The 25,322-nt window shown below is 70.7% G+C and carries 22 protein-coding genes; 16 read left to right on the top strand and 6 right to left on the bottom strand.

Annotated features, from left to right (window positions below):
* Nucleotides 1–234: 234 nt before the first annotated feature.
* The 4 genes from IEY55_RS02600 (at nucleotide 235) to IEY55_RS02585 (ending at nucleotide 3,690) form a co-directional block, all read left to right on the top strand.
* Nucleotides 235–522 carry a hypothetical protein gene (locus IEY55_RS02600; protein WP_189053509.1) on the top strand — a complete coding sequence of 96 codons (288 nt, stop codon included), beginning with the start codon at nucleotides 235–237 and terminating at the stop codon, nucleotides 520–522.
* Nucleotides 523–681: 159 nt separating this feature from the next.
* A complete protein-coding gene (locus IEY55_RS02595; RefSeq protein ID WP_189053507.1) occupies nucleotides 682–1,146 on the top strand; it encodes a hypothetical protein in 465 nt (154 codons plus the stop codon).
* 181 nt (nucleotides 1,147–1,327) lie between these two features.
* A complete protein-coding gene (gene dctA / locus IEY55_RS02590) occupies nucleotides 1,328–2,683 on the top strand; it encodes a C4-dicarboxylate transporter DctA (protein WP_189053505.1) in 1,356 nt (451 codons plus the stop codon).
* 182 nt (nucleotides 2,684–2,865) lie between these two features.
* Nucleotides 2,866–3,690 carry a DUF4190 domain-containing protein gene (locus IEY55_RS02585; protein ID WP_189053503.1) on the top strand — a complete coding sequence of 275 codons (825 nt, stop codon included), beginning with the start codon at nucleotides 2,866–2,868 and terminating at the stop codon, nucleotides 3,688–3,690.
* Between the two features lie 224 nt (nucleotides 3,691–3,914).
* Here IEY55_RS02585 and IEY55_RS02580 read toward each other — a convergent pair whose 3' ends face one another.
* From IEY55_RS02580 to IEY55_RS02570, 3 genes are read right to left on the bottom strand one after another with little or no spacing between them, the layout of a single operon-like run.
* Nucleotides 3,915–4,760, bottom strand: a complete 846-nt coding sequence (locus IEY55_RS02580) for an ABC transporter ATP-binding protein (RefSeq protein ID WP_189053501.1) — start codon at nucleotides 4,758–4,760, stop codon at nucleotides 3,915–3,917.
* Nucleotides 4,757–5,887 carry a FecCD family ABC transporter permease gene (locus IEY55_RS02575; protein ID WP_189053499.1) on the bottom strand — a complete coding sequence of 377 codons (1,131 nt, stop codon included), beginning with the start codon at nucleotides 5,885–5,887 and terminating at the stop codon, nucleotides 4,757–4,759. Before IEY55_RS02575 ends, IEY55_RS02580 begins: the two co-directional genes overlap by 4 nt.
* Before the next feature lie 51 nt (nucleotides 5,888–5,938).
* Entirely contained in the window at nucleotides 5,939–7,000 is a 1,062-nt protein-coding gene (locus tag IEY55_RS02570; protein ID WP_229685908.1) for an ABC transporter substrate-binding protein, read from the bottom strand.
* A gap of 435 nt (nucleotides 7,001–7,435) precedes the next feature.
* Here IEY55_RS02570 and gltB point away from each other — a divergent pair, with 435 nt between their 5' ends.
* The 7 genes from gltB to IEY55_RS02535 all read left to right on the top strand — a co-directional run bounded on the left by gltB (nucleotide 7,436) and on the right by IEY55_RS02535 (nucleotide 17,275).
* Entirely contained in the window at nucleotides 7,436–12,013 is a 4,578-nt protein-coding gene (gene gltB / locus IEY55_RS02565) for a glutamate synthase large subunit (RefSeq protein ID WP_189053497.1), read from the top strand.
* On the top strand, nucleotides 12,006–13,511 hold the full coding sequence (locus tag IEY55_RS02560; protein WP_189053495.1) for a glutamate synthase subunit beta: 1,506 nt from the start codon (nucleotides 12,006–12,008) through the stop codon (nucleotides 13,509–13,511). Before gltB ends, IEY55_RS02560 begins: the two co-directional genes overlap by 8 nt.
* Nucleotides 13,512–13,886: 375 nt before the next feature.
* Nucleotides 13,887–14,900: an iron-containing redox enzyme family protein gene (locus tag IEY55_RS02555; RefSeq protein ID WP_189053493.1), complete on the top strand. Its 1,014-nt coding sequence runs from the start codon at nucleotides 13,887–13,889 to the stop codon at nucleotides 14,898–14,900.
* Nucleotides 14,901–14,910: 10 nt separating this feature from the next.
* Nucleotides 14,911–15,201, top strand: coding sequence for a CDGSH iron-sulfur domain-containing protein (locus IEY55_RS02550; RefSeq protein WP_189053491.1), 291 nt, complete (start codon nucleotides 14,911–14,913; stop codon nucleotides 15,199–15,201).
* Nucleotides 15,198–15,494, top strand: coding sequence for a hypothetical protein (locus tag IEY55_RS02545; RefSeq protein WP_189053489.1), 297 nt, complete (start codon nucleotides 15,198–15,200; stop codon nucleotides 15,492–15,494). Before IEY55_RS02550 ends, IEY55_RS02545 begins: the two co-directional genes overlap by 4 nt.
* A gap of 140 nt (nucleotides 15,495–15,634) precedes the next feature.
* Complete coding sequence (locus IEY55_RS02540) at nucleotides 15,635–16,582, top strand: DUF3048 domain-containing protein (protein ID WP_189053487.1); 948 nt, start codon at nucleotides 15,635–15,637, stop codon at nucleotides 16,580–16,582.
* Between the two features lie 54 nt (nucleotides 16,583–16,636).
* Nucleotides 16,637–17,275, top strand: coding sequence for a protein-L-isoaspartate(D-aspartate) O-methyltransferase (locus IEY55_RS02535; RefSeq protein WP_189053485.1), 639 nt, complete (start codon nucleotides 16,637–16,639; stop codon nucleotides 17,273–17,275).
* Between the two features lie 85 nt (nucleotides 17,276–17,360).
* Here IEY55_RS02535 and IEY55_RS02530 read toward each other — a convergent pair whose 3' ends face one another.
* The gene (locus IEY55_RS02530; RefSeq protein ID WP_189053483.1) at nucleotides 17,361–18,035 is read right to left on the bottom strand and encodes a winged helix-turn-helix domain-containing protein; all 675 of its coding nucleotides are present in this window, start codon (nucleotides 18,033–18,035) and stop codon (nucleotides 17,361–17,363) included.
* Between the two features lie 317 nt (nucleotides 18,036–18,352).
* On the opposite strand from IEY55_RS02530, the gene IEY55_RS02525 reads away from it, so the two are divergent.
* Nucleotides 18,353–18,709: a PLDc N-terminal domain-containing protein gene (locus tag IEY55_RS02525; protein ID WP_189053481.1), complete on the top strand. Its 357-nt coding sequence runs from the start codon at nucleotides 18,353–18,355 to the stop codon at nucleotides 18,707–18,709.
* Between the two features lie 366 nt (nucleotides 18,710–19,075).
* Here the strand turns inward: IEY55_RS02525 and IEY55_RS02520 are convergent, their stop codons facing one another.
* The gene (locus tag IEY55_RS02520) at nucleotides 19,076–19,417 is read right to left on the bottom strand and encodes a VanZ family protein (RefSeq protein ID WP_189053479.1); all 342 of its coding nucleotides are present in this window, start codon (nucleotides 19,415–19,417) and stop codon (nucleotides 19,076–19,078) included.
* 72 nt (nucleotides 19,418–19,489) lie between these two features.
* On the opposite strand from IEY55_RS02520, the gene pyk reads away from it, so the two are divergent.
* Both pyk and tesB read left to right on the top strand, forming a co-directional pair.
* Nucleotides 19,490–20,914 carry a pyruvate kinase gene (pyk, locus tag IEY55_RS02515; protein ID WP_189053477.1) on the top strand — a complete coding sequence of 475 codons (1,425 nt, stop codon included), beginning with the start codon at nucleotides 19,490–19,492 and terminating at the stop codon, nucleotides 20,912–20,914.
* 66 nt (nucleotides 20,915–20,980) lie between these two features.
* Nucleotides 20,981–21,925, top strand: a complete 945-nt coding sequence (gene tesB, locus IEY55_RS02510; RefSeq protein WP_189053475.1) for an acyl-CoA thioesterase II — start codon at nucleotides 20,981–20,983, stop codon at nucleotides 21,923–21,925.
* A 144-nt stretch (nucleotides 21,926–22,069) separates the two neighbouring features.
* Here tesB and IEY55_RS02505 read toward each other — a convergent pair whose 3' ends face one another.
* Complete coding sequence (locus IEY55_RS02505) at nucleotides 22,070–22,753, bottom strand: class I SAM-dependent methyltransferase (RefSeq protein ID WP_189053473.1); 684 nt, start codon at nucleotides 22,751–22,753, stop codon at nucleotides 22,070–22,072.
* A 106-nt stretch (nucleotides 22,754–22,859) separates the two neighbouring features.
* On the opposite strand from IEY55_RS02505, the gene dacB reads away from it, so the two are divergent.
* Both dacB and IEY55_RS02495 read left to right on the top strand, forming a co-directional pair.
* Entirely contained in the window at nucleotides 22,860–24,782 is a 1,923-nt protein-coding gene (dacB, locus tag IEY55_RS02500; RefSeq protein ID WP_229685906.1) for a D-alanyl-D-alanine carboxypeptidase/D-alanyl-D-alanine endopeptidase, read from the top strand.
* Between the two features lie 65 nt (nucleotides 24,783–24,847).
* Nucleotides 24,848–25,261 carry a hypothetical protein gene (locus IEY55_RS02495; protein ID WP_189053471.1) on the top strand — a complete coding sequence of 138 codons (414 nt, stop codon included), beginning with the start codon at nucleotides 24,848–24,850 and terminating at the stop codon, nucleotides 25,259–25,261.
* Nucleotides 25,262–25,322 lie beyond the last annotated feature (61 nt).

Raw genomic sequence — 25,322 nt, 5'->3', positions numbered from 1 at the left:
CGACCGGATGACCACTGTGGACTTTGGCTGCACGGACAGGAAACGGTGCGACACTCCCACCTTCCGGCCAGGCAGGTGACATCGGTCACCCTGCTGGCGGTGCCGGAGTGCCGCTGTTCGGGTGGCAACGCTCAAGGTCGGGCAACGAGCCGCCGATCCAAGCGTCCGCAATGGTGAATCTGGTCGTCGGGTCGGCGGGACCGTCGGCCCCGTGGGGAAAGGGAAACCCGGGCCGTGTTGACCGAGGGAGATCGGTGCCGTCTCGCCAAGGACCTGCCGCTGACCGAGGACTGCTGGCTGCCGGCGGGCCTGGAGGGCACCGTGCAGGCCGCGGAGCGGGTGGTGGTCTTCGGGATCCCGCCCCTCGGTGAGGAGGCACCGGTCCGGGTCGGCTCCGCGGACGAGTGGACGTTGCGCCGCGCCGAGTACCCCGAGCTGCGTGCCGATGTCCAGTGCCGGGTGCGCCTGGACACCGGTGGCGTCGTCACGGTGTGGGCCCAGGACCACCTGCAGCGACTGTGAGCCGCCCCGTGACGGACCGCGACCGGCGGCAGGAGGCGTTGCGCCGCACCGGGCCGATGCATCCGGCATTCGGGTGAGGTTGGCAGGGGCATGCGCAACGGGTACCCCATGGGACCGATGGAACGGGCAAGAACGGTTGCCGCCCGAACGGAGGAGCCCATGAGCGAGACCCAGGAAATCGGCCCTCCGGTGTCCGACCCGCCGCGGTGGGTGCTCCCGGCCAAGGCCGCCGGCCTCGTCGCCGCCCTGTTCGTCGGGATGGGGGTGGGCGTGGTGTGGTTCACCGAGCCCGGTGACCAGCCGGTACCGGCCGGTGACAACCTTCCGCCGGCCGCGGAGAGCACCACCACCGAGCCCGTCGCTCCGGCCGGAAAGAACCACTACGACCAGCCCGCACCGGCGGACACCAGCGACGACAGGGCACCGGGGGAGCCCGACGCCGGTTCCGGCGATGACGAGGCGACCACCCGGCACCCGGAACCGACGACCTCCGGCGTCTCCGACTCGCCGAGCCCCTCCGCGTGGCCGACGAAGTCCACGCCGCAGCCCACCAAGGAGCCCAAGCCGAAACCGCCCCTGTGCGACCCGGGTGCGCCGACGTGCGACGTCTCGTCCAGCCACTGAACGTGCCCCGCAATTCGAGAAAAGAGCCCGGGTGATACCGGACAACGCACCGCTGGCAGGTGTTCCGGTGTCCCGAATGTGGCCCGATGTCCTGTTTTCTCTTGCCTAGCTTGCTCTGCGAGGGCCCGATAACGAAGATCACCGCGCAGTAACTCTGGTTCGGACGACTGGGGGAGTGGCGGTGACCAGCACGACCGGCAACGGCACCGGAAGCAGCGGGCAGCGGAAACGGTTCTTCCAGCATCTGTACTTCTGGGTGCTGGTGTCGATCGTGCTGGGCGTGCTGGTGGGGATCGTGTTCCCCGAACAGGCGGCCGAGATGAAGTGGTTGGCCGACCTGTTCGTCAAACTGGTCAAAATGGTCATCGCGCCCACCATCTTCTGCACGGTAGTGGTGGGCATCGCGGGGTTGGGCAACCTTGCCAAGGCGGGCGGGCTCGCCCTGCGCACCATTGGCTACTTCACCCTCACGACCCTCACGGCGTTGGCGATCGGCCTCGTCGTGGTGAACGTGCTCCGGCCCGGCGAGGGTCTGGGCATCACGCCGGACGCGAAGGTCGCTGCCGGCGCGATCGAGAAGGCGCACGAGAGCGAGGGCGTCACCGGCTTCCTCCTCGGCCTGGTACCGAAGTCGTTCGTCGGGGCCTTCACCGATGGCCAGCTGATCCAGGTACTGGTGGTGGCGATCCTCGTTGCGATCGCGGTGTCCGGGCTCGGGGAACGGGGCCGTCGAGTGGTCGGCGCGTTGGACACCGTGGCCGGGGTGATGTTCGGCGTCATCAAGGTCGTGATGTACGCGGCGCCGATCGGTGCGTTCGGCGGCATGGCCTTCACTATCGGCAAGTACGGCGGCGAGGTGCTGGGCTCGCTGGCGTACCTGATGGGTGCCTTCTACCTGACGTGCGTGGTGTTCGTCGTCGTGGTGCTGGGCGTGGTGAGCCGCCTGGCGGGGTTCAGCGTGCTCAGGTTCGTCCGCTTCATCAGGGATGAGCTGCTGATCGTGCTCGGTACCTCCTCCAGTGAGTCCGTGCTGCCCAGGATGTTGGTGAAGCTGGAGGCGGCGGGTGCGCGGAAATCAGTCGTGGGACTGACGATTCCCACCGGGTACTCGTTCAATCTCGACGGCACCTGCATTTATCTCACCATGGGCGCGATCTTCATCGCGCAGGCAACCGGAACGCACCTGAGCATCTGGACGCAGCTCGGGTTGCTGCTGGTAATGTTGTTGTCCAGCAAGGGGGCCGCCGGTGTTACCGGCGCGGGCCTGGTGACCCTCGCCGCGTCGTTGCAGGCGTTCGGCGACACCATCCCGGCGGTGGGTATCGCCCTGATCGTGGGCATCGACCGGTTCATGTCCGAGGCGCGTGCGTTGACGAACCTGGTGGGCAACGGGATCGCCACCCTGGTGGTCGCACGCTGGCAAGGCGAACTGGACACCACACGGCTACGCGCTGTTCTCGACAACCCCGCACTGGTGGACGTCGATGCACTGATGAGGGCAGAGCGGGAGAAGCGGCCGGAAACGGTGCCCGCCTAGCAGCGTGCGTCGCGCCGGCGACACGGTGATGCGATTTCGTGACCTCGCGCACGCATCTTCCCAGGTGAGGCAGGTTTATCTGGTTTGACACGAAACACTTTGCATTCATAGCCTCGTGTTCCGTTCCCCCCGCTCGTGTCGTGGGGTGAAAGCTGACCTTCGTGTTCTGCGGGGAGGAACCCATGACCACGCCTGCGCCGCCGGCTCCGATGGTGGAGGAGGAGCCCGCACCGAGACCCGGGCCCTGGCGGAACGGGCTGGGCACCGCATCCCTGGTGCTCGGTCTGGTCGGTATCGCCTGCGGACTGACCCTGCTCCTCGGTGCGCTCGGTGCCGTGTGCGGCGTTGTCGGCCTCGTGCTCGGAATCCTTGCCCGCAAACGGGTTTCCCGGCGCAGGGCGACCAACGGCGGAACGGCCGCCGCCGGCATCGCCACCTCGGCACTGGCCGTCGTCGCGGGCAGCCTGGCCGTGGTGCTCCTGGTGAAGACGGGCGACCACCTCGCCGCGCGTCCGGACCGGTTCGAGCGAGCACCGGACAGTGACCCACTGCCCAGCGTCACGCTGGATCTGGAGGAGTTGGACAGGAAGCGCGAACCGGCGACGGCCCCGGTGGGAACTCCGCTCGAGCCCGTGGGTTTCGGCACCGACGAGATCACCGTGACGGTGACCGGGGTACGCCGGGACGTCCCGGCCGAGAACGGATACGTCCAGCCGAAGCGGGGCGAGTTCCTGGCCGCTGATGTCGAGGTCAAGGCGATCCGGGTGGCCGAGACCGTCGACGTGCACCCGCTGAAGTTCAAGGTCGTCTATGCGGACGGGGAAGTCGCCCAGGCCACGTTCTACTCGGGCCAGGCGGGCAAGCGGCTGACGGTCACCCGGCTCAACACGGGCCAGCACGTGTCCGGCACGCTCGTCTTCGACGTCGATCCCGCGCGGGTGGCCGGGGCCAAGATCCAGTTCGCCGACCCGACGGGCCAGCCCGCGGCCTATTGGACCATCGGATGAAGAAAGTCGCTCGCACCCACTCCGGACTTCCTTGACGACGGCACTCCTTGTGCCACGGGGAAATGCTCGGACGTCCGGTCGAAGCCGGACTTCTCCCGGACAGAGCTTGCGGATCCTCCGCCCCAGTGGACCGCCGAACCGGAATCAGTAAGTAGATCGCCCGGGTGATTGGCCGGCCACGCCCATGGGGCAGGGAGCCGCGCCCGCAACGGCGGGGGACCGTCTCACTGATCGACCGTGCTGTCCGGACGCAAGGCCGCGGTCGCCTCCGAGACCGGGTCGGCTTCCGCGACGACTTCGCGACGGACCGGGGCGACGACGGGGCTACCGTCGGGCGCGGTCAACACGCTCACCCGGGCGTCGTAGTGGGTGGCCAACAACTCCGGGGTGAGCACCCGGCCGGGCACTCCGGCGGCCACAACCCGGCCCTGGTCGACCAGCACTACCTGGTCGGCGTACTGGGCGGCCAGCGTCAGGTCGTGCAGCGTGCTGACCACCGTGACGCCCTCGTCCCGCCGCAACCGGTCCACCAGGTCCAGCAGGGCCTGCGCATGCCCGATGTCCAGCCCGGTCGTCGGCTCGTCCAGCAGCAGCAGGCCCGCCTGCTGGGCCAGCACCCGCGCCAGCACGGCGCGCTGCCGCTCACCACCGGACAGGGTGCGCAGGGAGCGGCCCGCCAGACCGTCCAGGTCCAGCCGAGCCAACGCGTCCCGGACAATCCGCAGGTCCCGCCCGCTCTCCCTGGCCAGCGGGCCCAGATGTGGCGTACGGCCGAGCAGGACGTAGTCGGTCACGGTGAGCCCCTCGGGCAGTTCCGGGCTCTGCGGGGCGTAGCCGACCGCCCTGGCCCGTTCCCGGTGCCCGAGGCCGGCGGCCGGCCTGCCGTCCAGCACCACCTCGCCGGTGCACTGGACCAGCCCGGCCACCGCCTTGAGCAGGGTGGACTTGCCCGCCCCGTTCGGGCCGATGATCGCCAGCCACGAGCCCCGCCCGGCAGTGACGGTCACCCCCGACACCACCGTCCGATCCCGGTAGCCGGCGCTGACCTCGCGCAACTCCAGGGTGCTCACCGTTGCCGCCCCTTCGAGCCGCGCAACACCAGCGCGAAGAACGGGGCACCGGTGAACGCCGTCACCACGCCGACCGGCAGCTCACCCGGTGCCAGCACCGTGCGCGCCACGATGTCGGCCAGCACGAGGAACACCGCCCCCACGAACAACGACAGCGGCAGCACGACCCGGTAGCTCCCCGCGACGGTCCGCCGCACGATGTGCGGCACGACGAAGCCGACGAAGCCGATGAGCCCGGTCATGGCGACCGCCGCGGCGGTCGCCAACGAGGCCGCCAGCAGCACCGCGGCGCGCACCCGGCCGGGCCGCAGACCCAACGCCCGCGCCTCCTCGTCACCGAGCCCCAACACGTCCAGCAGCCGCCCGCAGCCCCACAGCACCGCCGAAGCCAGCACGACGTAGGGCAGCACCACCAGCACCTCGCGCCAGCCCGAGGTGGCGACCCCGCCGAACAGCCACGCGTACACCTCGCGCAGCGAGTCGACGTGGGTCTGCTGCACGAACATGGACACCGCGGTGAGGAACGAGGTGACCGCCACGCCGGCCAGCACGAGGGTGACCGTCCCGTTGCCGGCCGACCGGCCGATCAGCCAGCTCAGTGCCACGCCACCGAGCGCCCCGACGAACGCGGCCACCGGCAGCGGCCCGATCAGCCAGTCCCTGGTCTGCGGCGCGATCACCATGACCAGGGTGGCGCCCAGGCCGGCCCCGGACGCCGCCCCGAGCAAGTAGGGATCGGCCATGGGGTTGCGGAAGACGCCCTGGAAGGCCGCGCCGGAGCCGGCCAGTGCCGCCCCGACCAGGCAGGCGAGCACCACCCGGGGTACCCGCAGCTGCCACAGGATCGCCGCCTCCCGCTCGGACAGCGGCGAGGTGCCCCCGGTGAGCTGCGCGAAGACCTCGGCCAGCACCCGGAACGCGCCCAGGTCGATCGCACCGAACAACACCGCACCGGTCACCACGCCGGTCAGCAGGGCGATCGCCACCAGCAGGTGCACCGCGGTGAGCCGGGTCGCGGCGGGGAGCGGCGCCGCAGGGTCGGCATCCGGACCCGGTACGGAGGCCGGAGCCGGGTCTGGGTGCGAGTGCGTCCGCAGGTTCGACTGCGGCTCGGGATGTGCTGTCATCGCCATGCACAGTGCCGGACGGCTCGGCCCCGCGCGGACCGGGTCGTCCGTTTACCCGGCGGCCTTGGAGACCGCGTCGGAGACCTGCCGGACCAGGTCGATGATGCGCGGCCCCCACCGGGAGGAGGTGTCGGCCTCCAGTGTCACCACGGCGTTCTGCTTGACCGCGTTGATCGACTGCCACCCCGGCCGGCTCGCCAGCGTCTCCCGGCTCTCGTCGTCGGCCAGGAAGATGAGGTCCGGGTTGGCGTTGACCACGTGCTCGGCCGACAGCTTGGGATAGCCGCTGCCGGTCGGGTCGGCCGAGTCGGCGATGTTGCGCAGCCCGAACAGCCCGTAGACCTGCCCGATGAACGTCTTGGAGGTCGCCGAGTACAGCTGCGGGTCCAGCTCGTGGTAGTAGCTGAGCTCCCGGCCGGGCCTGGGGGTGTCGCGGACGATCTTGTCGATGTCGGAGCGCATCCGCCGGGTGAGGTCGGTGGCCTCGGTACGGTGCCCGGTGGCCTTGCCCAGCGCCTCAATCTGCTCGTAGGTGCCCTCCAGCGCCGTGGCCGCCGGCAGCAGCAACACCGGCACCTCGACCCGGGTCAGGCCGGCCACCAGGTCGTTGCGATCCTCGGCGGCGACCACGAGGTCCGGCCGGTGCCCGACGACGGCCTCCACGTTGGGCGTGTAGGCCGACAGGTCGGTCCGCGGCGCCTCGGCCGGGTGGTTGGAGAGGCTGTCGACGGCCACCACCTGCTTGCCCGCCCCGACCGCGAACAACATCTCGGTGGCGGTGGGGCTGAGCGAGACGACGCGCTCCGGGCGCCGCTCCAGCGTGACCGGCTTCCCACCGGCCACGGCCACCTCGACCGGGAACCGGTCGGCACCGATCGGAGTGGGGGTGGTGGCGGTCTGGCCGGCGGGCTGCTCCCGGTTGGCGCAGGCGGTCAGCCCGACCAGGGTGAGCAGGGTGACCAGGGCGGCCAGGAGCCGCCCGCGGGTGGTGTGCCCGGACATCGGTGCCTCGAATGTGGGTCGGCCGGCGCCGGGCGCGGGGCCCGGCTCGGCGCGCTCGGCGGCCTCCTCGAGACACCACACCCCTGCGTCGGGAGCGGTCGGCGTCGGCACCCGCGCAGGCGACCTGGCTCGGGCCCCGGAGCGGGCCACCACAGTTGCGGCACAGCGCCGGAATCGCACCGGACTTCGCTGCACGGAGGCCTGTGGGTCACGGCCGGTTCGGTCCCCCGGCCGCTCACCAGGACGGGAACGTTACCAGCACGTAGGATGCGTCAGTACGGCGTCAACGTGGCCGGCCCGCGGCACGGTCGCCGCTCGCCGGGTGCTATGTCGCCCAGATCACTCAAATCGTTACCTTCCGATGGCGAGGATCACTCGCCAGGGGGTGATTTGAGGTTTCGCGGCTGTTAAAGTCGCCGCAACGACGCCCGCGATGACCTCGCGGGCCTTTCTCTACGGGCCACCGTCGTCCCGTCCCTCAACCCCCGAATGCTCCACCGCCTTTTCCGGTAGGTGGAGCCCGAGGACGACGAAGGAGGTCTGCCCGTGATCTTCTCCGCCCTCCCCGGACCGACCGGCCTGTACGACCCGCGTGACGAGCGGGACGCGTGTGGGGTCGCAATGGTCGCGGACATCCGCGGCCGCCGGTCGCACGGGATCGTGGTGGACGCCCTCACCGCCCTGGCCAACCTCGAGCACCGCGGCGCTGCGGGAGCCGAGCCGACCAGCGGTGACGGCGCGGGCATCCTGCTGCAGCTGCCGGACGAGCTGCTGCGGGCCGAGGCCGCGCGCCTGGGCATCCAGCTGCCTACTCCGGACGCGCAGGGGCAGCACCGTTACGCGGCCGGCATCGCCTTCCTGCCGGCCGACCCCGACCAGCGCGCGGCCGCGACGAAGCTGGTGGAGAAGATCGCCGCGCAGGAGTCGCTGCGGGTGCTCGGCTGGCGGGACGTGCCGGTCCGGCCGGACGAGGCCGCGGTCGGCCCCGCCGCCCGGCACTGTATGCCGCACTTCGCCATGGTGTTCGTGGCCGGGCAGGCCGACGAGCCCGCGGAGCTCCCCGTCGGCCTGGCGCTGGAGCGGCTCGCCTTCTGCCTGCGCAAGCGTGCCGAGCACGAGAGCCGTACCGCGGGCTGTGGCGTCTACTTCCCGTCGCTGTCCGCACGGACCCTGGTCTACAAGGGAATGCTGACCACCGGGCAGCTCCCGGAGTTCTTCCCCGACCTCACCGACGACCGGCTGGCCAGCGCGATCGCGTTGGTGCACAGCCGGTTCTCCACCAACACCTTCCCCTCCTGGCCGCTGGCGCACCCGTTCCGCTACGTGGCACACAACGGCGAGATCAACACGATCCGCGGCAACCGGAACCGGATGCGCGCCCGGGAGGCGTTGCTGGCCAGCGACCTCATCCCCGGCGAGTTGTCCCGGCTGTTCCCGGTCTGCCACCCCGAGGGCTCGGACTCGGCGTCCTTCGACGAGGTCCTGGAGCTGCTGCACCTGGGCGGCCGCAGCCTGCCGCACGCCGTGCTGATGATGATTCCCGAGGCGTGGGAGAACCACGCCGAGATGGACCCGGCGCAGCGCGCGTTCTACCGGTTCCACGCCAGCCTGATGGAGCCGTGGGACGGCCCGGCCTGCGTCACCTTCACCGACGGTGCGGTGGTCGGCGCCGTGCTGGACCGCAACGGCCTGCGCCCGGCGCGCTGGTGGCGCACCGACGACGACCGCGTGGTGCTGGCCAGCGAGACCGGCGTGCTCGACGTGCCGCCGGAGCGCGTGGTGGCCAAGGGGCGGCTGCAGCCGGGCCGCATGTTCCTGGTGGACACCGCCGCCGGTCGCCTGGTCGACGACGGCGAGATCAAGTCCGAGCTGGCCGCCCAGCTGCCCTACGACGAGTGGCTGCACGCCGGCCTGCTGCACCTGAGCGACCTGCCCAACCGCGAGCACGTGGTGCAGAGCCACGACTCGGTGGTGCGCCGGCAGCTCACCTTCGGTTACACCGAGGAGGAGCTGCGCGTGCTGCTGACCCCGATGGCCACCACGGGCGCGGAACCGTTGGGCTCCATGGGTACCGACACCCCCGTCGCCGCGTTGTCGCAGCGGCCGCGGTTGCTCTACGACTACTTCGCCCAGCACTTCGCGCAGGTCACCAACCCGCCGCTGGACGCGATCCGCGAGGAGATCGTGACCTCGGTGACCCGGGTGATGGGGCCCGAGCAGAACCTGCTCGACCCGGGCCCGGCCTCCTGCCGGCACATCGAGCTGCCCTACCCGGTCATCGACAACGACGAGCTGGCCAAGCTCATCCACATCAACGACGACGGCGACCTGCCCGGCTTCGCCTGCACCGTCCTGAGTGGACTGTATGATGTGGACGGTGGCGGGCTGGCGCTGGCCAACGCCATCCAGCGGGTCCGGCGGGAGGCATCCGAGGCGATCGCGGCCGGTGCGCGGATCCTGGTGCTGTCGGACCGGGACTCCGACCACACCCGGGCGCCGATCCCGTCGTTGCTGCTCGTCTCCGCGGTGCACCACCACCTGGTGCGCACCAAGGACCGGCTGAAGGCCGCGCTCGTGGTGGAGAGCGGCGACGCCCGCGAGGTGCACCACATCGCGCTGTTGCTGGGATACGGCGCCGCGGCCGTCAACCCCTACCTGGCGTTCGAGAGCATCGAGGACCTCGTCGGCCAGGGGCTGGTCACCGGGGTCGAGGCGCGGCAGGCGACCCGCAACTACGTCCACGCCCTGGTGAAGGGCGTGCTCAAGGTGATGTCCAAGATGGGCATCTCCACCGTCGGCGCGTACACCGCCGCCCAGGTCTTCGAGGCCGTCGGCCTGTCCCAGGACCTGGTCGACGAGTACTTCAGCGGTACCTCCTCCAAGCTCGGCGGGGTCGGCCTGGACGTCCTCGCGGCCGAGGCCGCGGCCCGGCACCGCAAGGCCTACCCGGACAACCCGACCGACCGTGTGCACCGGCGGTTGGAGGTCGGTGGTGAGTACGCCTACCGCCGCGAGGGCGAGCTGCACCTGTTCAACCCGGAGACGGTGTTCCTGCTGCAGCACGCCACCAAGACCCGGCAGAGCGAGGTCTACCGCCGCTACACCGAGGAGTGCGACAAGCTCAACCGGCAGGGCGGCACGCTGCGCGGCCTGTTCCGCCTCCGGGACGGCCACCGCCCGCCCGTGCCGATCGAGGAGGTCGAGCCGGCCAGCGCGATCGTCAAGCGTTTCAACACTGGCGCGATGTCCTACGGCGCCATCTCCCAGGAGGCCCACGAAACCCTGGCCATCGCGATGAACCGCCTCGGCGGCCTGTCCAACAGCGGCGAGGGCGGTGAGGACCCGGAGCGGTTGTACGACCCGGAGCGGCGCAGCGCCGTCAAGCAGGTCGCCAGCGGCCGGTTCGGGGTGACCAGCGAGTACCTGGTCAACGCCAGCGACATCCAGATCAAGATGGCCCAGGGCGCCAAGCCCGGCGAGGGCGGCCAGCTGCCGGGGTACAAGGTGTACCCGTGGATCGCGCGCACCCGCCACTCCACGCCCGGGGTCACGCTGATCTCCCCGCCGCCGCACCACGACATCTACTCCATCGAGGATCTGGCCCAGCTCATCCACGACCTGAAGAACGCCAACGACCAGGCGCGCGTGCACGTGAAGCTGGTCAGCGAGGTGGGTGTGGGCACGGTGGCGGCCGGCGTCGCCAAGGCGCACGCGGACGTCGTGCTGATCTCCGGGCACGACGGCGGCACCGGTGCCTCCCCGTTGACCTCGCTCAAGCATGCGGGCACGCCATGGGAGATCGGGCTCGCCGAGACGCAACAGACGTTGCTGCTCAACGGGTTGCGGGACCGCATCACCGTGCAGGTCGACGGTGCGCTGAAGACCGGCCGTGACGTGGTGATCGCCGCGCTGCTCGGTGCCGAGGAGTACGGCTTCGCCACGGCGCCGCTGATCGTCGCGGGCTGCGTCATGATGCGGGTGTGCCACCTGGACACCTGTCCGGTCGGTGTCGCCACCCAGAACCCCGAGCTGCGCAAGCGGTACACCGGTAAGCCGGAGTTCGTGGAGAACTTCTTCTACTTCGTCGCCGAGGAGGTGCGCGAGCACCTGGCGGCGCTGGGCTTCCGCTCGCTGGACGAGGCGATCGGTCACGCCGAGGCGCTCGACGTCGACGAGGCGATCGAGCACTGGAAGACCCGGGGCCTGGACCTCCGGCCGGTGTTCGAGGTGCCCCAGACGCCGTACCGGACCGCGCCGCGCAGGGTGCGCGAGCAGGACCACGGCCTGGAGCGGGCACTGGACCGCACCCTCATCCAGCTCGCCGAGGCGGCGCTGGAAGACGCCCACCCGGTGCGGCTGGAACTGCCGGTACGCAACGTCAACCGCACCGTCGGCACGCTGCTCGGTGCCGAGGTGACCCGCCGCTTCGGCGGCGCCGGGCTGCCCGACGACACGATCCACGTGACGTTAACCGGGTCGGCCGGGCAGTCGCTGGGTGCGTTCCTGCCGCACGGCATCACGCTGGACCTCATCGGCGACGCCAATGACTACGTTGCCAAGGGACTGTCCGGTGGCCGCGTCATCGTGCGTCCCCACCAGGACGCGCCGTTCGCCGCCGAGCAGCAGGTCATTGCGGGCAACGTGATCGGCTACGGGGCCACCGGCGGCGAGATCTTCCTGCGCGGCAAGGTGGGCGAGCGGTTCTGCGTTCGTAACTCCGGTGCGGTGGCGGTGGCCGAGGGCGCCGGGGACCACGCGTTCGAGTACATGACCGGTGGCCGGGCCGTGGTGCTTGGCTCCACCGGCCGCAACGTCGCCGCGGGCATGTCGGGCGGCATCGCCTACGTGCTCGACCTGGATCCGGTGCGGGTCAACGGCGAGATGGTGGACCTGCAGCGGCCCGACGTCGAGGACCTGCGGTGGCTGCGCGAGATCGTCGAACGGCACCACCGGTTCACCGGATCGGCGGTGGCCGCCTCGCTGCTGGGTGACTGGAACCGGCGGTCGGCCTCGTTCGCCAAGGTCATGCCCCGCGACTACCAGCGGGTCCTGGAGGCGGTGCGGATCGCCCGCGCCGAGGGCCGCGACGAGGACGAGGCGATCATGGAGGCGTCCCGTGGCTGACCCGTACGGTTTCCTCAAGCACGCCCGGGCCGAGGCCGGCAAGCGGCCGGTCGGCGAGCGGGTCGGTGACTGGCACGAGGTCTACGCCGAGCAGCCCCGGGCCGAGCGGGAGCGGGAGGTCCGCACCCAGGCCACCCGGTGCATGGACTGCGGCATCCCGTTCTGCCACTCCGGCAGCGCCGGCTGCCCGCTGGGCAACCTGATCCCGGAGTGGAACGACCTGGTTCGCCGTGGCCTGTGGGACCAGGCGAGCGAACGGCTGCACGCCACCAACAACTTCCCGGAGTTCACCGGCCGGCTCTGCCCGGCACCGTGCGAGTCGGCCTGCGTGCTGGCCATCTCGCCGCTGTCCGGCGGTGCGGTGGCGATCAAGCGGGTCGAGCAGACCATCGCCGACGTGGCGTGGGAGGACGGCACGGTGGCGCCGCAGCCGGCCGCGGTGGCCTCCGGCAAGCGGGTCGCCGTGGTGGGTTCCGGGCCGGCCGGGCTCGCCGCCGCCCAGCAGCTCACCCGGGCCGGCCACGAGGTCACCGTGTTCGAGCGGGACGACCGGCTCGGCGGGCTGCTGCGGTACGGCATCCCCGAGTTCAAGATGGAGAAGTCGGTGCTGGACCGGCGGCTCGCCCAGATGCGAGCCGAGGGCACGCGGTTCATCGCCAACTGCGAGGTGGGCGTCGACCTCGCCGCCGAGGAACTGCGGGCCGGCTTCGACGCGGTGGTGCTCGCGGTGGGCGCGCTGCGCGGTCGGGACGACCGCGGCATCCCGGGGCGCGAGCTGACCGGCGTGCACCTGGCGATGGAGCACCTGGTGCCGGCCAACCGGGCCTGCGAGGGTGACGGGCCGAGCCCGATCGACGCGGCCGGCAGGCACGTGGTGATCATCGGCGGCGGCGACACCGGCGCGGACTGCCTGGGCACCGCGCACCGGCAGGGCGCGGCCAGCGTGCTCCAGCTCGACCAGTACCCGCGGCCGCCGGAGGACCGGGACGACGAGCGGTCGCCCTGGCCGACGTGGCCGTGGATCCTGCGCAGCTACCCGGCGCATGACGAGGGTGGCGAACGGCGGTTCGCGGTCGCGGTGGAGCGGTTCGTCGGCGACTCCTCCGGCCACGTGCGCGCCATGCACCTGCGCAAGGTGCGGGTGGAGAAGGACGCCGTCGGCCGGCGGCAGGTGATCCCGATCTCCGACGAGGTCGACGAGCTGCCGTGCGACCTGGCGTTGCTGGCCATCGGTTTCGAGGGCGTGGAGCACATGCCGCTGCTGGACGGGTTGGGCGTCGAGCTGACCCGGCGCGGCACGATCGGGTGCGGGTCCCACTGGGAGACCACCGCACCGGGCGTGTTCGTGTGCGGGGACGCCCACCGCGGTGCCTCGCTCGTGGTGTGGGCGATCGCGGAGGGCCGCTCGGTCGCCAACGCGGTCGACGCCTTCCTCACCGGCGAGTCGGACCTGCCCGCTCCGGTGCACCCGACCGCGCTACCACTGGCCGTTCGCTGATCCGACCTCCCTGGCTCGCCGTCGCCCCCGACGACGGCGAGCCGGGGGCACAGCGATCGCGACGAATTCCCCGGTTTCCGGCGTGGACACACAAGTTTTCCTTGCGGGCACCCGATTTCCGCCGTTCCCACTCATGGCCCGACCACCGATACGAACCGGGTCGTGCCAAGACTTTCTGACACCGCAAGGAAACAGGTTTCCTCCGGCCCGACGCCGGAACGGACCCGCAACACTGATCCTCGCTCGATTCGCGAGAAGGATCTGTGCCCTTTCTCACCTTTTCGTGAGTTGCGGCGCATACCGGGCCTCCCTTCGACAGCCACTCCCTGCCGCGCGGCATGGAGCACGGTGGCGACAACGTGTCGGAGGTGGTGCATGCGGCTCCCGGAACCCCGTGGCCCGGTCAGCGAACACTTGGTGGAGGTCCTGCGGCGGGAGCCGGGGACAGTGCCGATCCCGGGAACGACGCGACAACCGGCGCCGTCCGCCGTCCACGACGAAGACCTCCAGCTCTCGCTGTTCCTCTGCTACGAACTCCACTACCGCGGGTTCGACGAGGTCGACGACGCCTGGGAATGGCAACCGGAGCTGCTCGGGCTGCGGGCCGGCCTGGAACGTGCGTTCGAGGTCGATCTTCGCGACCGCGTCCGCGTGCGCCCGGTGGCCCCGGACGACGTCCCCACCGCGCTGGGCGACCTGACCAGCACCGACCACGGGCCTTCGCTCCCGCGCCACCTGCAGCGGAAGGGCACCCTCGGGCAGTTCCGGGAGTTCGTGCTGCACCGGTCGATCTACCACCGCAAGGAGGCCGACCCGCACACCTGGGGCATTCCCCGGCTGGCCGGGCGGCCGAAGGCGGCGCTGGTGGAGATCCAGGCCGACGAGTACGGCGGTGGACAGCCGGAACGGATGCACGCCGAGATCTTCCGGCACACCATGCAGGCCCTGGGGCTCGACGACGGATACGGCCGCTACGTCGACGCCGTCCCCGCCGTCACCCTCGCCACCTCGAACGTGATCTCGCTGTTCGGCCTGCGCCGGCGTTGGCGGGGCGCGCTGGCCGGACATCTCGCCGCGATCGAGATGACCTCATCGCAGCCCAACCGCCGGTACGGCGCCGGGCTGCGCCGGCTCGGCGGGGACGAACTGGCCACCTGGTTCTTCGACGAGCACGTGGTGGCCGACGCGGTCCACGAGCAGATCGCCGCGCACGACCTGTGCGGCACGCTCGCCCGCGCGGAGCCGGACCTGGCGGCGGACATCGTCTTCGGCGCGGCCTGTGCGCTCGACCTGGACGCCGAGTTGGCCACGCACCTGCTGGCCGCGTGGGACCGCGGCGAGAGCTCGCTGCGTCGCCCGTTCGGATGGTCCTCGGGCCAGGCGAGCTGAGGAGGTGGGCATGACGGCGCGGCATCGCGGCCGGGGCGGGAACCCGATCACCGTGACCCTCTGCGAAAACGGCCCGCTGCTCCTGCGGGGCGACTTCGTCATCCAGACCCAGGACGGCCGGCAGATCGCCGTCCGTCGTCGTACCGTCGCCCTGTGTCGATGCGGCCACTCGACCGTCGGCCCCTTCTGCGACGGCACGCACAAGCTGGTCCGCCGGCGCGACCGACCCTCCACCGCAGCGGGGAGCGGCACTGGCACCGATCCGGCCGGCACGTCAGTCGACACCGAGGAGGAAAGATGATCGTCAAGAAACTGCACGACGTCGGAGTCCGGAGTGAGCACGCCTACATGGCCGCCTTCGGTTCGATCGCGTTCTCGTTCCTGACCTGGCTGACGTCCAAGAAGATGGAGAACGCCCCGCTGTCCCGGGCCGACCGCTGGGGCATCTTCGTCGGCGAGTGGGCCCCCACGTTCTTCGGGCTGGGCCTGGCGCTCGCCCGGTACGAGGACGACCCGTCCCGGGCGCAGCGGGCCGGTGGGTTCGGCGGCCTGCGGGAGACCATGGACGAGACGGCGGAGAAGGTCCGGAGCTGACTGGCGACCGGGCGCGCCGCCGGGTGGGATCTCGCCCATGCCGGTGTACACCGATGCCGACGCAGGACCGGCACCCCGTTGATCGTGCACCGTGGACGGGGAGGGGCGGGGAGCTCGGGGCCGGAGGGGGCACGGTGACCATGGCTGCATCGGGCTTGGGGCGGACCGTGACGGGGCTGGCCGCCGCCGTCGGACTCGTCGCGGCCCTCCTCGGCTGCAGCCGGGACGGGGAGCCCCAGGTGTCGCCGTTCACCGGCCGCACCGTCACCGACCCGTCACCGGTGCTCGCCGTGAAGGTGGACAACGTTCCGGTGGCGCGCCCGCCCACCGGCCTGAGCGTGGCCGACCTGGTCTACGTGGAGCCCGTCGAGGGCGGCGCGAGCCGGCTGCTCGCGGTGTTCTCCGCACAGCGGCCGCAGGTGGTCGGGCCGGTACGCAGCGCCCGTGAGTCCGACATCGAGCTGCTGGCCAGCTTCGGCCGCCCCGCACTCGGCTACTCCGGTTCCGCACCGGAACTGGCCGACCGCCTCCGGGACTCGTCGCTCGTCCTGCTCACGCCCGAACGGACCGACGATGCCTTCTTCCGCAGTGACGACCGGGCAGCCCCACACAACCTCTACGGCCGACCGGAACGACTGCTCGCCGCGGCACGGGACGCCAGCAAGCCCAGGGACATCGGTCTCCGCTTCGGCCCGGCTCCCGCCGGCGGGCAACCGACCACCAGCCACGACGTGGCGTACTCCGCCACCCGGATGAGCTTCGACTGGCAGTCCGGGTCGGGCCGGTGGCTGGTGTCCTTCGACGGCCAGCCGCTCACCCTCGCCGAGGGCGGCCAAGCGGTCGCCACCACCGTTGTCGTGCAACGGGTCGCCGTGCGACAGTCCGCCATCTCCGACGTACTCGGGCTTCCTTCACCGGTTGCCCAGACCATCGGCAGTGGGGACGCCGTGGTGTTGCGGGACGGCATGTCGTACCAGGCGCGGTGGTCGAGAAACGCCGCCGATGCGGGAACTTCCTTCACGTTGCCTTCCGGAGACCCGGCGCTCCTGGCAACCGGTCCGGTGTGGATCGTTCTCGCCCCGGCCTAGCGCCGGCGCGGGTTGATCATCGCCTCCCTTGGGAGGCAACGGAAGAGGACCGCGATGAGCCGAACGCCCGAATCCCTCCTCGAAGCTGTGCGTCACGCCGGCGTCACGGACAAGCGGGTACTTGCGGCCATCCGCGCGACGCCCCGTGCCGCTTTCGTGCCCTCCGAGCATATCGAGTTCGCCTACTACGACGAGCCCGTGCCGATTCCGCACGGCCAGGTCACCACGCAGCCATCCCTCGTGGCCGCCATGGTCGAGGCGCTTTCCCTGACCGGCAGGGAGAACGTGCTGGAGGTCGGCACCGGCCACGGCTTCCAGACGGCCCTGCTGGCCTGCCTCGCCGCGGACGTGGTCAGCATCGAGCGGTGGCCGGACCTGGCGGAGACCGCCCGTGGGAACCTGGCCCGACACGGGGTCCGGAACGTGCGCGTCCTGGTCGGTGACGGCACCCTGGGCGCCCCGCGTTGGAGCCCTTATGACGCCATCATCGTCTCGGCGGCTTTCCCGGAGGTTCCGGCCCCCCTCACCGACCAGCTCCGGACCGGTGGCCGCCTGGTACAACCGATCGGCCCGGGTGGTGCGGAGGAGGTCACCCTGTTCGCCCGAACCGAGAGGAGCCTGCGACGGCAAGGGATCCTCACCGGTGCCTACTTCGTGCCGCTGTATGGCAAGCACGGTTTTCCCGCCAGCTGAAGCACGAAGCGGTTCGTCCGGCCTTCGGGCGGGGGAGGGAAGCGGCCCGGCGGATCCGGAACGCTCCGTCACGGTGCGGACGAGGTCACAGCGGACCGAAGCGGTAGCCGAAGCCGCGCACGGTCTGCACGTACCGGGGCGAGCGCGGATCGTCCTCGATCTTGGCGCGCAGGCGCTGCACACAGGTGTCGATCATCCGGGAATCGCCGAGAAAATGGTGTTCCCACACCATTTCCAGCAACTGCTGGCGGCTGAACACCTGGCCGGGAGAAGCGGACAACTCCAGCAGCAACCGCAGCTCCGAGGGGGCCAGCCGGACCGGCTCCCCGCACTTGCTGACCGTCAACGCCGTGCGGTCGATCACCAGATCGCCGAACTGCACCTCGTCGGCGAGCGGGGTCTGGGCCCGGCGCAGGACCGCGTGCACCCGGGCATCGAGCACCTCGGGGCTCACCGGCCGCACGACGTAGTCGTCCGCGCCCGCGCGCAGGCCGGCGACCACGTCGGCGTCCCCGGCGCGGTCGGTGAGAATGATGACCGGCGTGTGGCTGGACGCACGAACCCGGCGGCAGACGTCCAGCCCGCCCATGTCCGGGAGCACGAGGTCGAGCACGACGATGTCGATGTTGTTCCGGCCCATGCAGGCCAAGCCCTCGCCGGCGGTCGCGACCGCGTGGACGTGGTGACCGAGCTGGCCGAGCGCGGATCCCACCGCGTCCCGCGTGGCCCCGTCGCCATCGATCAACAAAACGCGCCGCATGTATCCAGTATGGGCGTGCCGGAGGGCGAGTCGGTCGGCCCCGTGGATCCTTTCGTAACGGCCGCCGTCGAGGTTGGATCAATTGTACGGCTCGAACCATTCGATGCGGTCGAATGGGCGGTGCGGCGGCACCGGGAAGCGTCATTGTTCGCCATTGCCGCCCTGGCGTCGCAGCGCCGCCCTATCGGCACCGGCTGGACCGTACGGAGGTGCCGGATCCGCCATCGGCCGTGCGCCGGCCGGGCGCACGGCCGACGACCAACCGGAAACCGGCTACGATTCCAGGGTTTTTCTGGGTGCATTCGGGGGAGTCGTCCATGCCCATCCTCGGGATCGTCGGTGTCGCGCTGCTGGTGTTATGGGTTTTCTGCCTGGTCGACGTCATCACCACCAGCGAGTGGGAATGTCGGAACCTGCCGAAGTCGGCCTGGCTACTGATCGTGCTGCTGGTGCCGTCGGCCGGCTCGGTCATCTGGCTCATCGCCGGCCGGCCCCGGCCGGCCCCGGCCGGCACGACCGTATCCGGTGCCACCAGCGGCTACCCCGAGTACGACCGGCCCGGCCGGCACGTGGCGACCGACCCCGAAGACGACGAGGAGTTTCTCCGCCGGTGTCGTGAGCGTGCCGAGGCGCAACGGCGCGAGGCCGCGCGTCGGCGGCCCGAGCGGGAGTAGGACCAGCCCTGTCCCCGCGATTCCGATCCGGGCCTGTGCCGGACGCAGCCGCCCCATTCGGTACTCGAACGGTGTGCCGGCGACCCGGGGACCAACCGGAGTGGTTCGACTGCCCGCCTCCGCGACGGGCGACCGGCGGGGGGCGTTCCGTGTGCCAATACAGCGGTCCAGTATGCAGCCGTCGGTGCCGAGATTTATCACCAGGACGATTAGCAATCGCGCGCTCGAGCCCCACCGTGATGAATCGACCGGCGCGATGTTCAACAGCACCGATTCCTCGGGCCCAGTTGTGGCCACGTCGGGCTCGACATCGTCCCACCTGCCGGGCGCGACGAGACGACAGCCGAGACCGGTCGCCGGACGCCGTCACCGTTGCGGCGACGACCGTCGAAAGAGGACCCGGGAGCCGACGAACACCACGGCGGCGCCGAACAGGTCGGCGGCGATATCGGCGAGGCTGAAGGAGCGCCGCAGCGGCAACGTGACCTGGAGGATCTCCGAACCGACCGCATAGGCCGCGAGACCGATCGCCAGGGGGAGCCGGGGTGAACGTGCCCACAGCCCGCTCACGGCCAGCGCGGCGAACAGGCCGAAGTGGACGATCTTGTCGGTACCCGGTGGGGCCGTGGGTACGGCGGATGCGGGCGAGAACAAGATCGGTACGCTGAGCAACATAACGACTGCGAACGGCAGCGAACGTGCACCCATAATGTGAGATCCTCGCAGTACCTGGCCCGGCTGGCGGGATCGGTCCAGCATCCGGCGCTAGGCTGCGTACACGTGACGCGCCGTGCCAAGATCGTTTGTACTCTCGGGCCCGCGACCGCCTCTCCGGAGAAGGTCCGCGAGCTCGTCCGCGCCGGGATGGATGTGGCGCGGCTGAATTTCAGCCATGGTAGCCACGAGGACCACAAGCGGGTCTACGAGATGGTCCGGGAGGCCGCGGCCGAGTCCGGCCGGGCCGTGGCCATCCTCGGTGACCTGCAGGGTCCCAAGATCCGACTGGGCCGGTTCGCCGCCGGCCCGGTGGAGTGGCGCACCGGTGACGTGGTCCGCATCACCGTGGACGACGTCGCGGGCACCCACGACCGGGTGTCCACCACCTACAAGGGCCTGGCCGCCGACGCCCGCCCCGGCGACCGGATGCTGGTCGACGACGGCAAGGTCGGCCTGGTCGTCAAGGCCGTCGAGGGCAACGACGTGGTTGCCGAGGTCGTCGAGGGCGGTCCGGTCAGCGACAACAAGGGCATCTCGCTGCCCGGCATGGACGTGTCCGTGCCGGCGCTGAGCGAGAAGGACGTGGCGGACCTGGAGTTCGCCCTGGGCCTGCGGGTGGACTTCATCGCGTTGTCCTTCGTCCGTTCCCCGGCCGACATCGACGTCGTACACCAGGTCATGGACCGGGTGGGCGTCGGGCGGCTGCCGGTGGTCGCCAAGCTGGAGAAGCCGGAGGCGATGGCCAACCTGGAAGCCATCGTGCTGGCCTTCGACGGGATCATGGTGGCCCGCGGTGACCTCGGCGTCGAGCTGCCGCTGGAGGCGGTGCCGCTGGCGCAGAAGCGGGCGATCCAGATCGCCCGGGAGAACGCCAAGCCGGTCATCGTGGCCACCCAGATGCTCGACTCCATGATCGGTAACTCCCGGCCGACCCGGGCCGAGGCGTCCGACGTGGCCAACGCCGTGCTGGACGGCACCGACGCGGTGATGCTGTCCGGCGAGACCAGTGTCGGCCGTTACCCGATCGAGTCCGTGCAGACCATGGCCCGGATCGTGGAGGCGGTCGAGTCGGAGTCCACCGACGTCCCCGCGCTCAGCCACGTGCCACGCACCAAGCGGGGGGTGATCTCCTACGCGGCCCGCGACATCGGGGAGCGGCTGAATGCCAAGGCACTGGTCGCTTTCACCCAATCTGGTGATACTGTGCGCCGGCTGGCCCGGCTGCACACCCCGCTGCCGTTGCTCGCCTTCACCCCGGTGGAGGAGGTGCGCAGCCAGCTCGCCCTGACCTGGGGCACCGAGACGTTCCTGGTGCCCAGGGTCGACTCGACGGACCAGATGATCCGCCAGGTCGACCAGGCGATGCTGTCCATCGGGCGGTACCAGCCGGGCGACCTGGTGGTGATCGTGGCCGGTTCCCCACCGGGGACGATCGGCTCCACCAACCTCATCCGGGTCCACCGCCTGGGAGAGGAGGACCACGTCTGAGAAGCGTGGTCCCGGCCGGGTGCCCCATGCGGGCTCCCGGCCGCAGAGCGTGAGCGAGGAGTGCGCGTGACCGAAGCAGCGCGGGCGGCCGCCGCCGATCCGGCCGGCCAGCACTCGGACGAGCCGGTGCCGACCACGCCCGACGGGGCGGCCTGCGGCCAGCCGGTGCTGGACCGGCTGGTGGCCCTGCTCGACCTGGAGCGCATCGAGGAGAACATCTTCCGGGGCGTGAGCCCCGCGGAGTCCCCGACCCGGGTGTTTGGTGGCCAGGTGGCCGGTCAGGCCCTGGTGGCGGCCGGCCGCACCGTGCCGGCCGAGCGGAAGGTGCACTCGCTGCACGCCTACTTCATCCGCGGCGGCGACCCGAGCATCCCGATCGTCTACGAGGTCGACCGGATCCGGGACGGCCGGTCCTTCACCACCCGCCGTGTGGTGGCCGTGCAGCGAGGTAAGGCGATCTTCTCGCTGTCCGCGTCGTTCCAGCTCCCGGAGCAGGGCTTGGACCACGCGGTGACGATGCCCGAGGTACCCGACCCGCTGACGCTCCCGCCGTTCCACGAGCTGGTCGCCAAATACCAGGACCGGCTCAACGTGTTCGCCCGGCTGCCGCGCCCGATCGACGTGCGGTACGTCACCGAGCCGGCATGGGTCTCGCGGGAAACCGGTCCCCGCGCGGCCCACAACCAGGTATGGATGAAGGCCGATGGCCGGTTGCCCGACGACGAACTGCTGCACGTGTGCCTGCTGGCCTACGCCTCGGACATGACGTTGCTGGACTCGGTGCTGGCCCGGCACGGGGTGTACTGGGGCACCGACAAGGTGATCGGGGCCAGCCTGGACCACGCGATGTGGTTCCACCGCCCGTTCCGGGCCGACGACTGGTTCCTCTACGACTGCGAGTCGCCCAACGCCTCGGGCGCCCGTGGCCTGGCCACCGGCCGGTTCTTCAGCCGGGACGGCCGACTGGTCGCCACGGTCGTACAGGAGGGCCTGCTGCGGGTCATCCCGTAGTCGCGCGATGACAACCCTCCCCGCACCCGCAGCTCTGGGTGCGGGGGCCTGAGTTCCAGCGGAAGAAGGCCGAACTGCTCTCCGGGCTCCGACGCTCGGCGGCCGGCTTTCCCCGAGCCCGACCGGTACGGAGGTCGGTGCCGGTCAGCCCACGGTGCCGGCGAAGATCGCAACGCAACCCCGCACGGTGAGCTCGTACTCGACGAAGTAGGTGTCGAGCTGAGCGCGCAGGTCCTCGAGGCTGTCGTCGGCGTTGTGGAAAATTCCACGAGCGTTGTACAGCCGCACCAACCGTCTCGCGCGCATGCTCACCGGCACGCCCTTGGCGAGCACGGTGCTGCCGAACACGCGGCCGCCTGGCCTGCTCGCCGCGGCGGCGTGCCCGAACACCACGCCCTTGGTCGTGAGGTTCCCGGGCACGCAGTGCAGCAGAAAGTTCAACGCCACCGAGTCGTGCTCGCGTCGCGGCACCGGAAGCGGCTCCAACACGTTGGCGCGCACCGGCGTCGGGTGCAGGTGCCGTAGCCGTTGGCTGGCGTGCCGCAGCATCTCGGGGTTGAGATCGACCAGGGTGACGCGGGGCAAGATCGGAAGCTCGCAGTGCGCGAGGAAGTATCCGGTTCCCGGACCCAGCTCGACATGCCGACGACCGAGGTTCCGCTGGTAGTTGCGCAGCACCTCGCGGCGGGGGCAGCGCCAGACGAGCGGGGCGATCAGTCCCCAGACGGCGACGTCGTAGCCGGCCAGGGTCCACCGGCCGTAGACCGCCTGTTGCCCCTCCACCGCCTCCGGGTCGAGGGGACGCTCCTCGGCGGTTCCAGCGGCCATGCAGGGCAGCTTAAGTCAACCAACGGGTGGTGCAAACCCATTCGGTGGTCACCTGGAGTAAGCGGCGCTGCCAGGATGTTTCGGACGATTCGTGGCTGGAGGCACCATGTCCCCTCGCCCGGCGGCCCGGTCAACGCTCGCCACCATCCTGGCCGGCATCCTGTGGCTCGGTGGTACCCAGGCGGGCACACCGCCGCCCGATCGCGCGAGCCTGTCCGACACGCCTCATGGAGCCCAACCGGCGGCAGCAATACTCAACCCTGCAGCCGGGTCCTCGGCTGGTGGCGACGCGCGGACCGGGTCGAGCGACCATGCCGCGCTCGCGGTCGATCTCGACCGCATCCTGGCCGATTCCCGGTTACGCGGCGCCCAGGTCGGAGTGGTGGTGCGGGAGACCGCCACCGGGAAGACGCTGTACGACCGAGGTGGCGATGACCGGTTGTTGCCCGCCTCCAACGCAAAGCTCCTCACCGCGATGGCGGCCTTGCGAGTTCTTGGCCCCGATTACCGGTTCGTCACCGATGTGTCGATGACGGGGAGGCGGCACGGCCCGGTGCTGTACGGTGACCTCTACCTTCGGGGAACGGGCGATCCGACCGTACGGGCGGTCGACTACGAGCGGCTGGCGGCCGAGGTTGCCGCGACCGGAATCCGTGTCGTCCACGGCCGGTTGCGGACCGACGACAGCTGGTTCGACCGGGTTCGGCTCGGCGCGATCTGGGCGTGGGACGACGAGCCGTACTACTACCAGCCGCAGATCTCTGCGCTCACTCTCTCACCGAACACGGATTTCGACTCGGGCACGGTCGAGGTGCGGGTGCAACCGTCGGTGCCCGGCCGCCCGCCCGTCGTGGAGCTGATGCCGGAGACCGGGTACGTCCACGTGGAGAACCGCGCGATGACCGGTCGCCCGGGTACACCGACCACGATCACCGTCGAGCGGCGGCACGGGAGCAACGTGGTTGACGTCACCGGCTCGATCCCGGCTGGTACCGAGGACCCCCGTGCCGGGCCGGGCATGGGTACCGCAGACCCGCTTGCGGGGTCGAGCACCGGAACTACGGACCCGCCCTCGGGAGGCGACGTCACCGCCGACAGCCCGCGCGCCGGGACGGACGTCGATGCGGCATCGGTCACGGAGCTGGCCACGGTCTCCGAGCCGACTGGCCTCGCCGCCGACGTGTTCCGCCGGGCCCTTTCCCGGCACGGTGTGCACGTTCTGCACGCAACCACCGACGAGGGGGTCGTACCACCGGGCACCACCGTGCTGGCCCGCCGGTACTCGATCCCGCTCGCCGAGCTGCTCGTCCCCTTCATGAAGCTCAGCAACAACGGGATTGCCGAAATCCTGGTGAAGGCCATGGGCCGCGAGCGGCACGGTGAGGGCAGCTGGCCCGCGGGACTCCGCGTGCTCACCACCGAGATGGCCGAACTCGGCCTCGATCCGGCCGGCTACCGCATGGCGGATGGCTCCGGACTGTCCAGAATGGACATGGTCACCGCCGGACAGGTCAGCCAACTCCTGCTCGCCGCCCGAACCGCGGGCTGGTTCGACACGTTCCGCGCCTCGCTCCCGGTCGCCGGCCAGCCGGACCGCATGGTGGGCGGAACCTTGCGGAACCGGATGCGGGGAACACCGGCAGCGGGCAACGTGCGCGCCAAGACCGGCTCACTCACCGGGGTCAGTGCGCTGTCCGGGTACGTCACCGCCGCCGACGGTCGGCTACTGGTGTTCTCGATCCTGTTGAACAACCACCTGGAAGCTGTCCGCGACATCGAGGACAGCATCGCGATCCGGCTCGCAACCCACCACGCCGACCGGAATCACACGGCAGCCCCGCACCCGGTGGCATCACCGAAGGTTCCCGACGATCCGCGAACGAGGACCGAAGACCTGCTTGCAGGGTCGAGCATCGGTACTGCAGACCTGCTTGCAGGGTCGAGCATCGGTACTGCAGACCTGCTTGCAGGGTCGAGCATCAGTGCGGACGAGTCGATGCTGGAGTGCAGCTGGACGGGTGCCTGCTGAGTTCTCTCGGAGGAACTTGCCGGCCGGCACTCCACGCCTGCTGACTTCTCCGGGACCGTGGAGCCGTGGCCAGCGGGGAGCGACGGCACGGTCCCGGTGGTTTGCCGGGAGTTCTGGGAAACGCGTTCGGGTTCGCCTACCTGGTGCTCGGGTTGAACGGGCTGGCGGCGGCCGCGGGCTGGGGGGCGGTCGTGACCGGACCCCATCTGGGCACCGGCTTCCACCTGTTCCAGGTTGCGGTGGGATTGCTGCGGATCGTGTTGTTCAGAGTCCGCGACGGACTCCGTGCCTTCGGCGGCACCGTGCTCGTGACCCACCTCGCGCTCCTCGCCGCCGCGACCGGAATCCTCGGTTCCCCACTCGACGGGCGGATTGACCTCGGCTGGCCGGCCAATGCCGCCTACCTGGTCGGCGCGATGGTCGGCATCGTGCTCGTCACCAGCCGCGGCTCCCGTCCCGACGACTCCGCCGGCCGCTGAGCCTGCTTCCCCTGCCGCCGCGAGTCAGGATCTCGTCCGCCCCGAGGCAGGCAGGTTCCGT

It is taken from the genome of Longimycelium tulufanense, from assembly GCF_014645795.1.
Taxonomy (GTDB): domain Bacteria; phylum Actinomycetota; class Actinomycetes; order Mycobacteriales; family Pseudonocardiaceae; genus Longimycelium; species Longimycelium tulufanense.
Note: the sequence above shows the minus strand (reverse complement) of the source record. Positions and strands in the feature narration are given on the sequence as shown.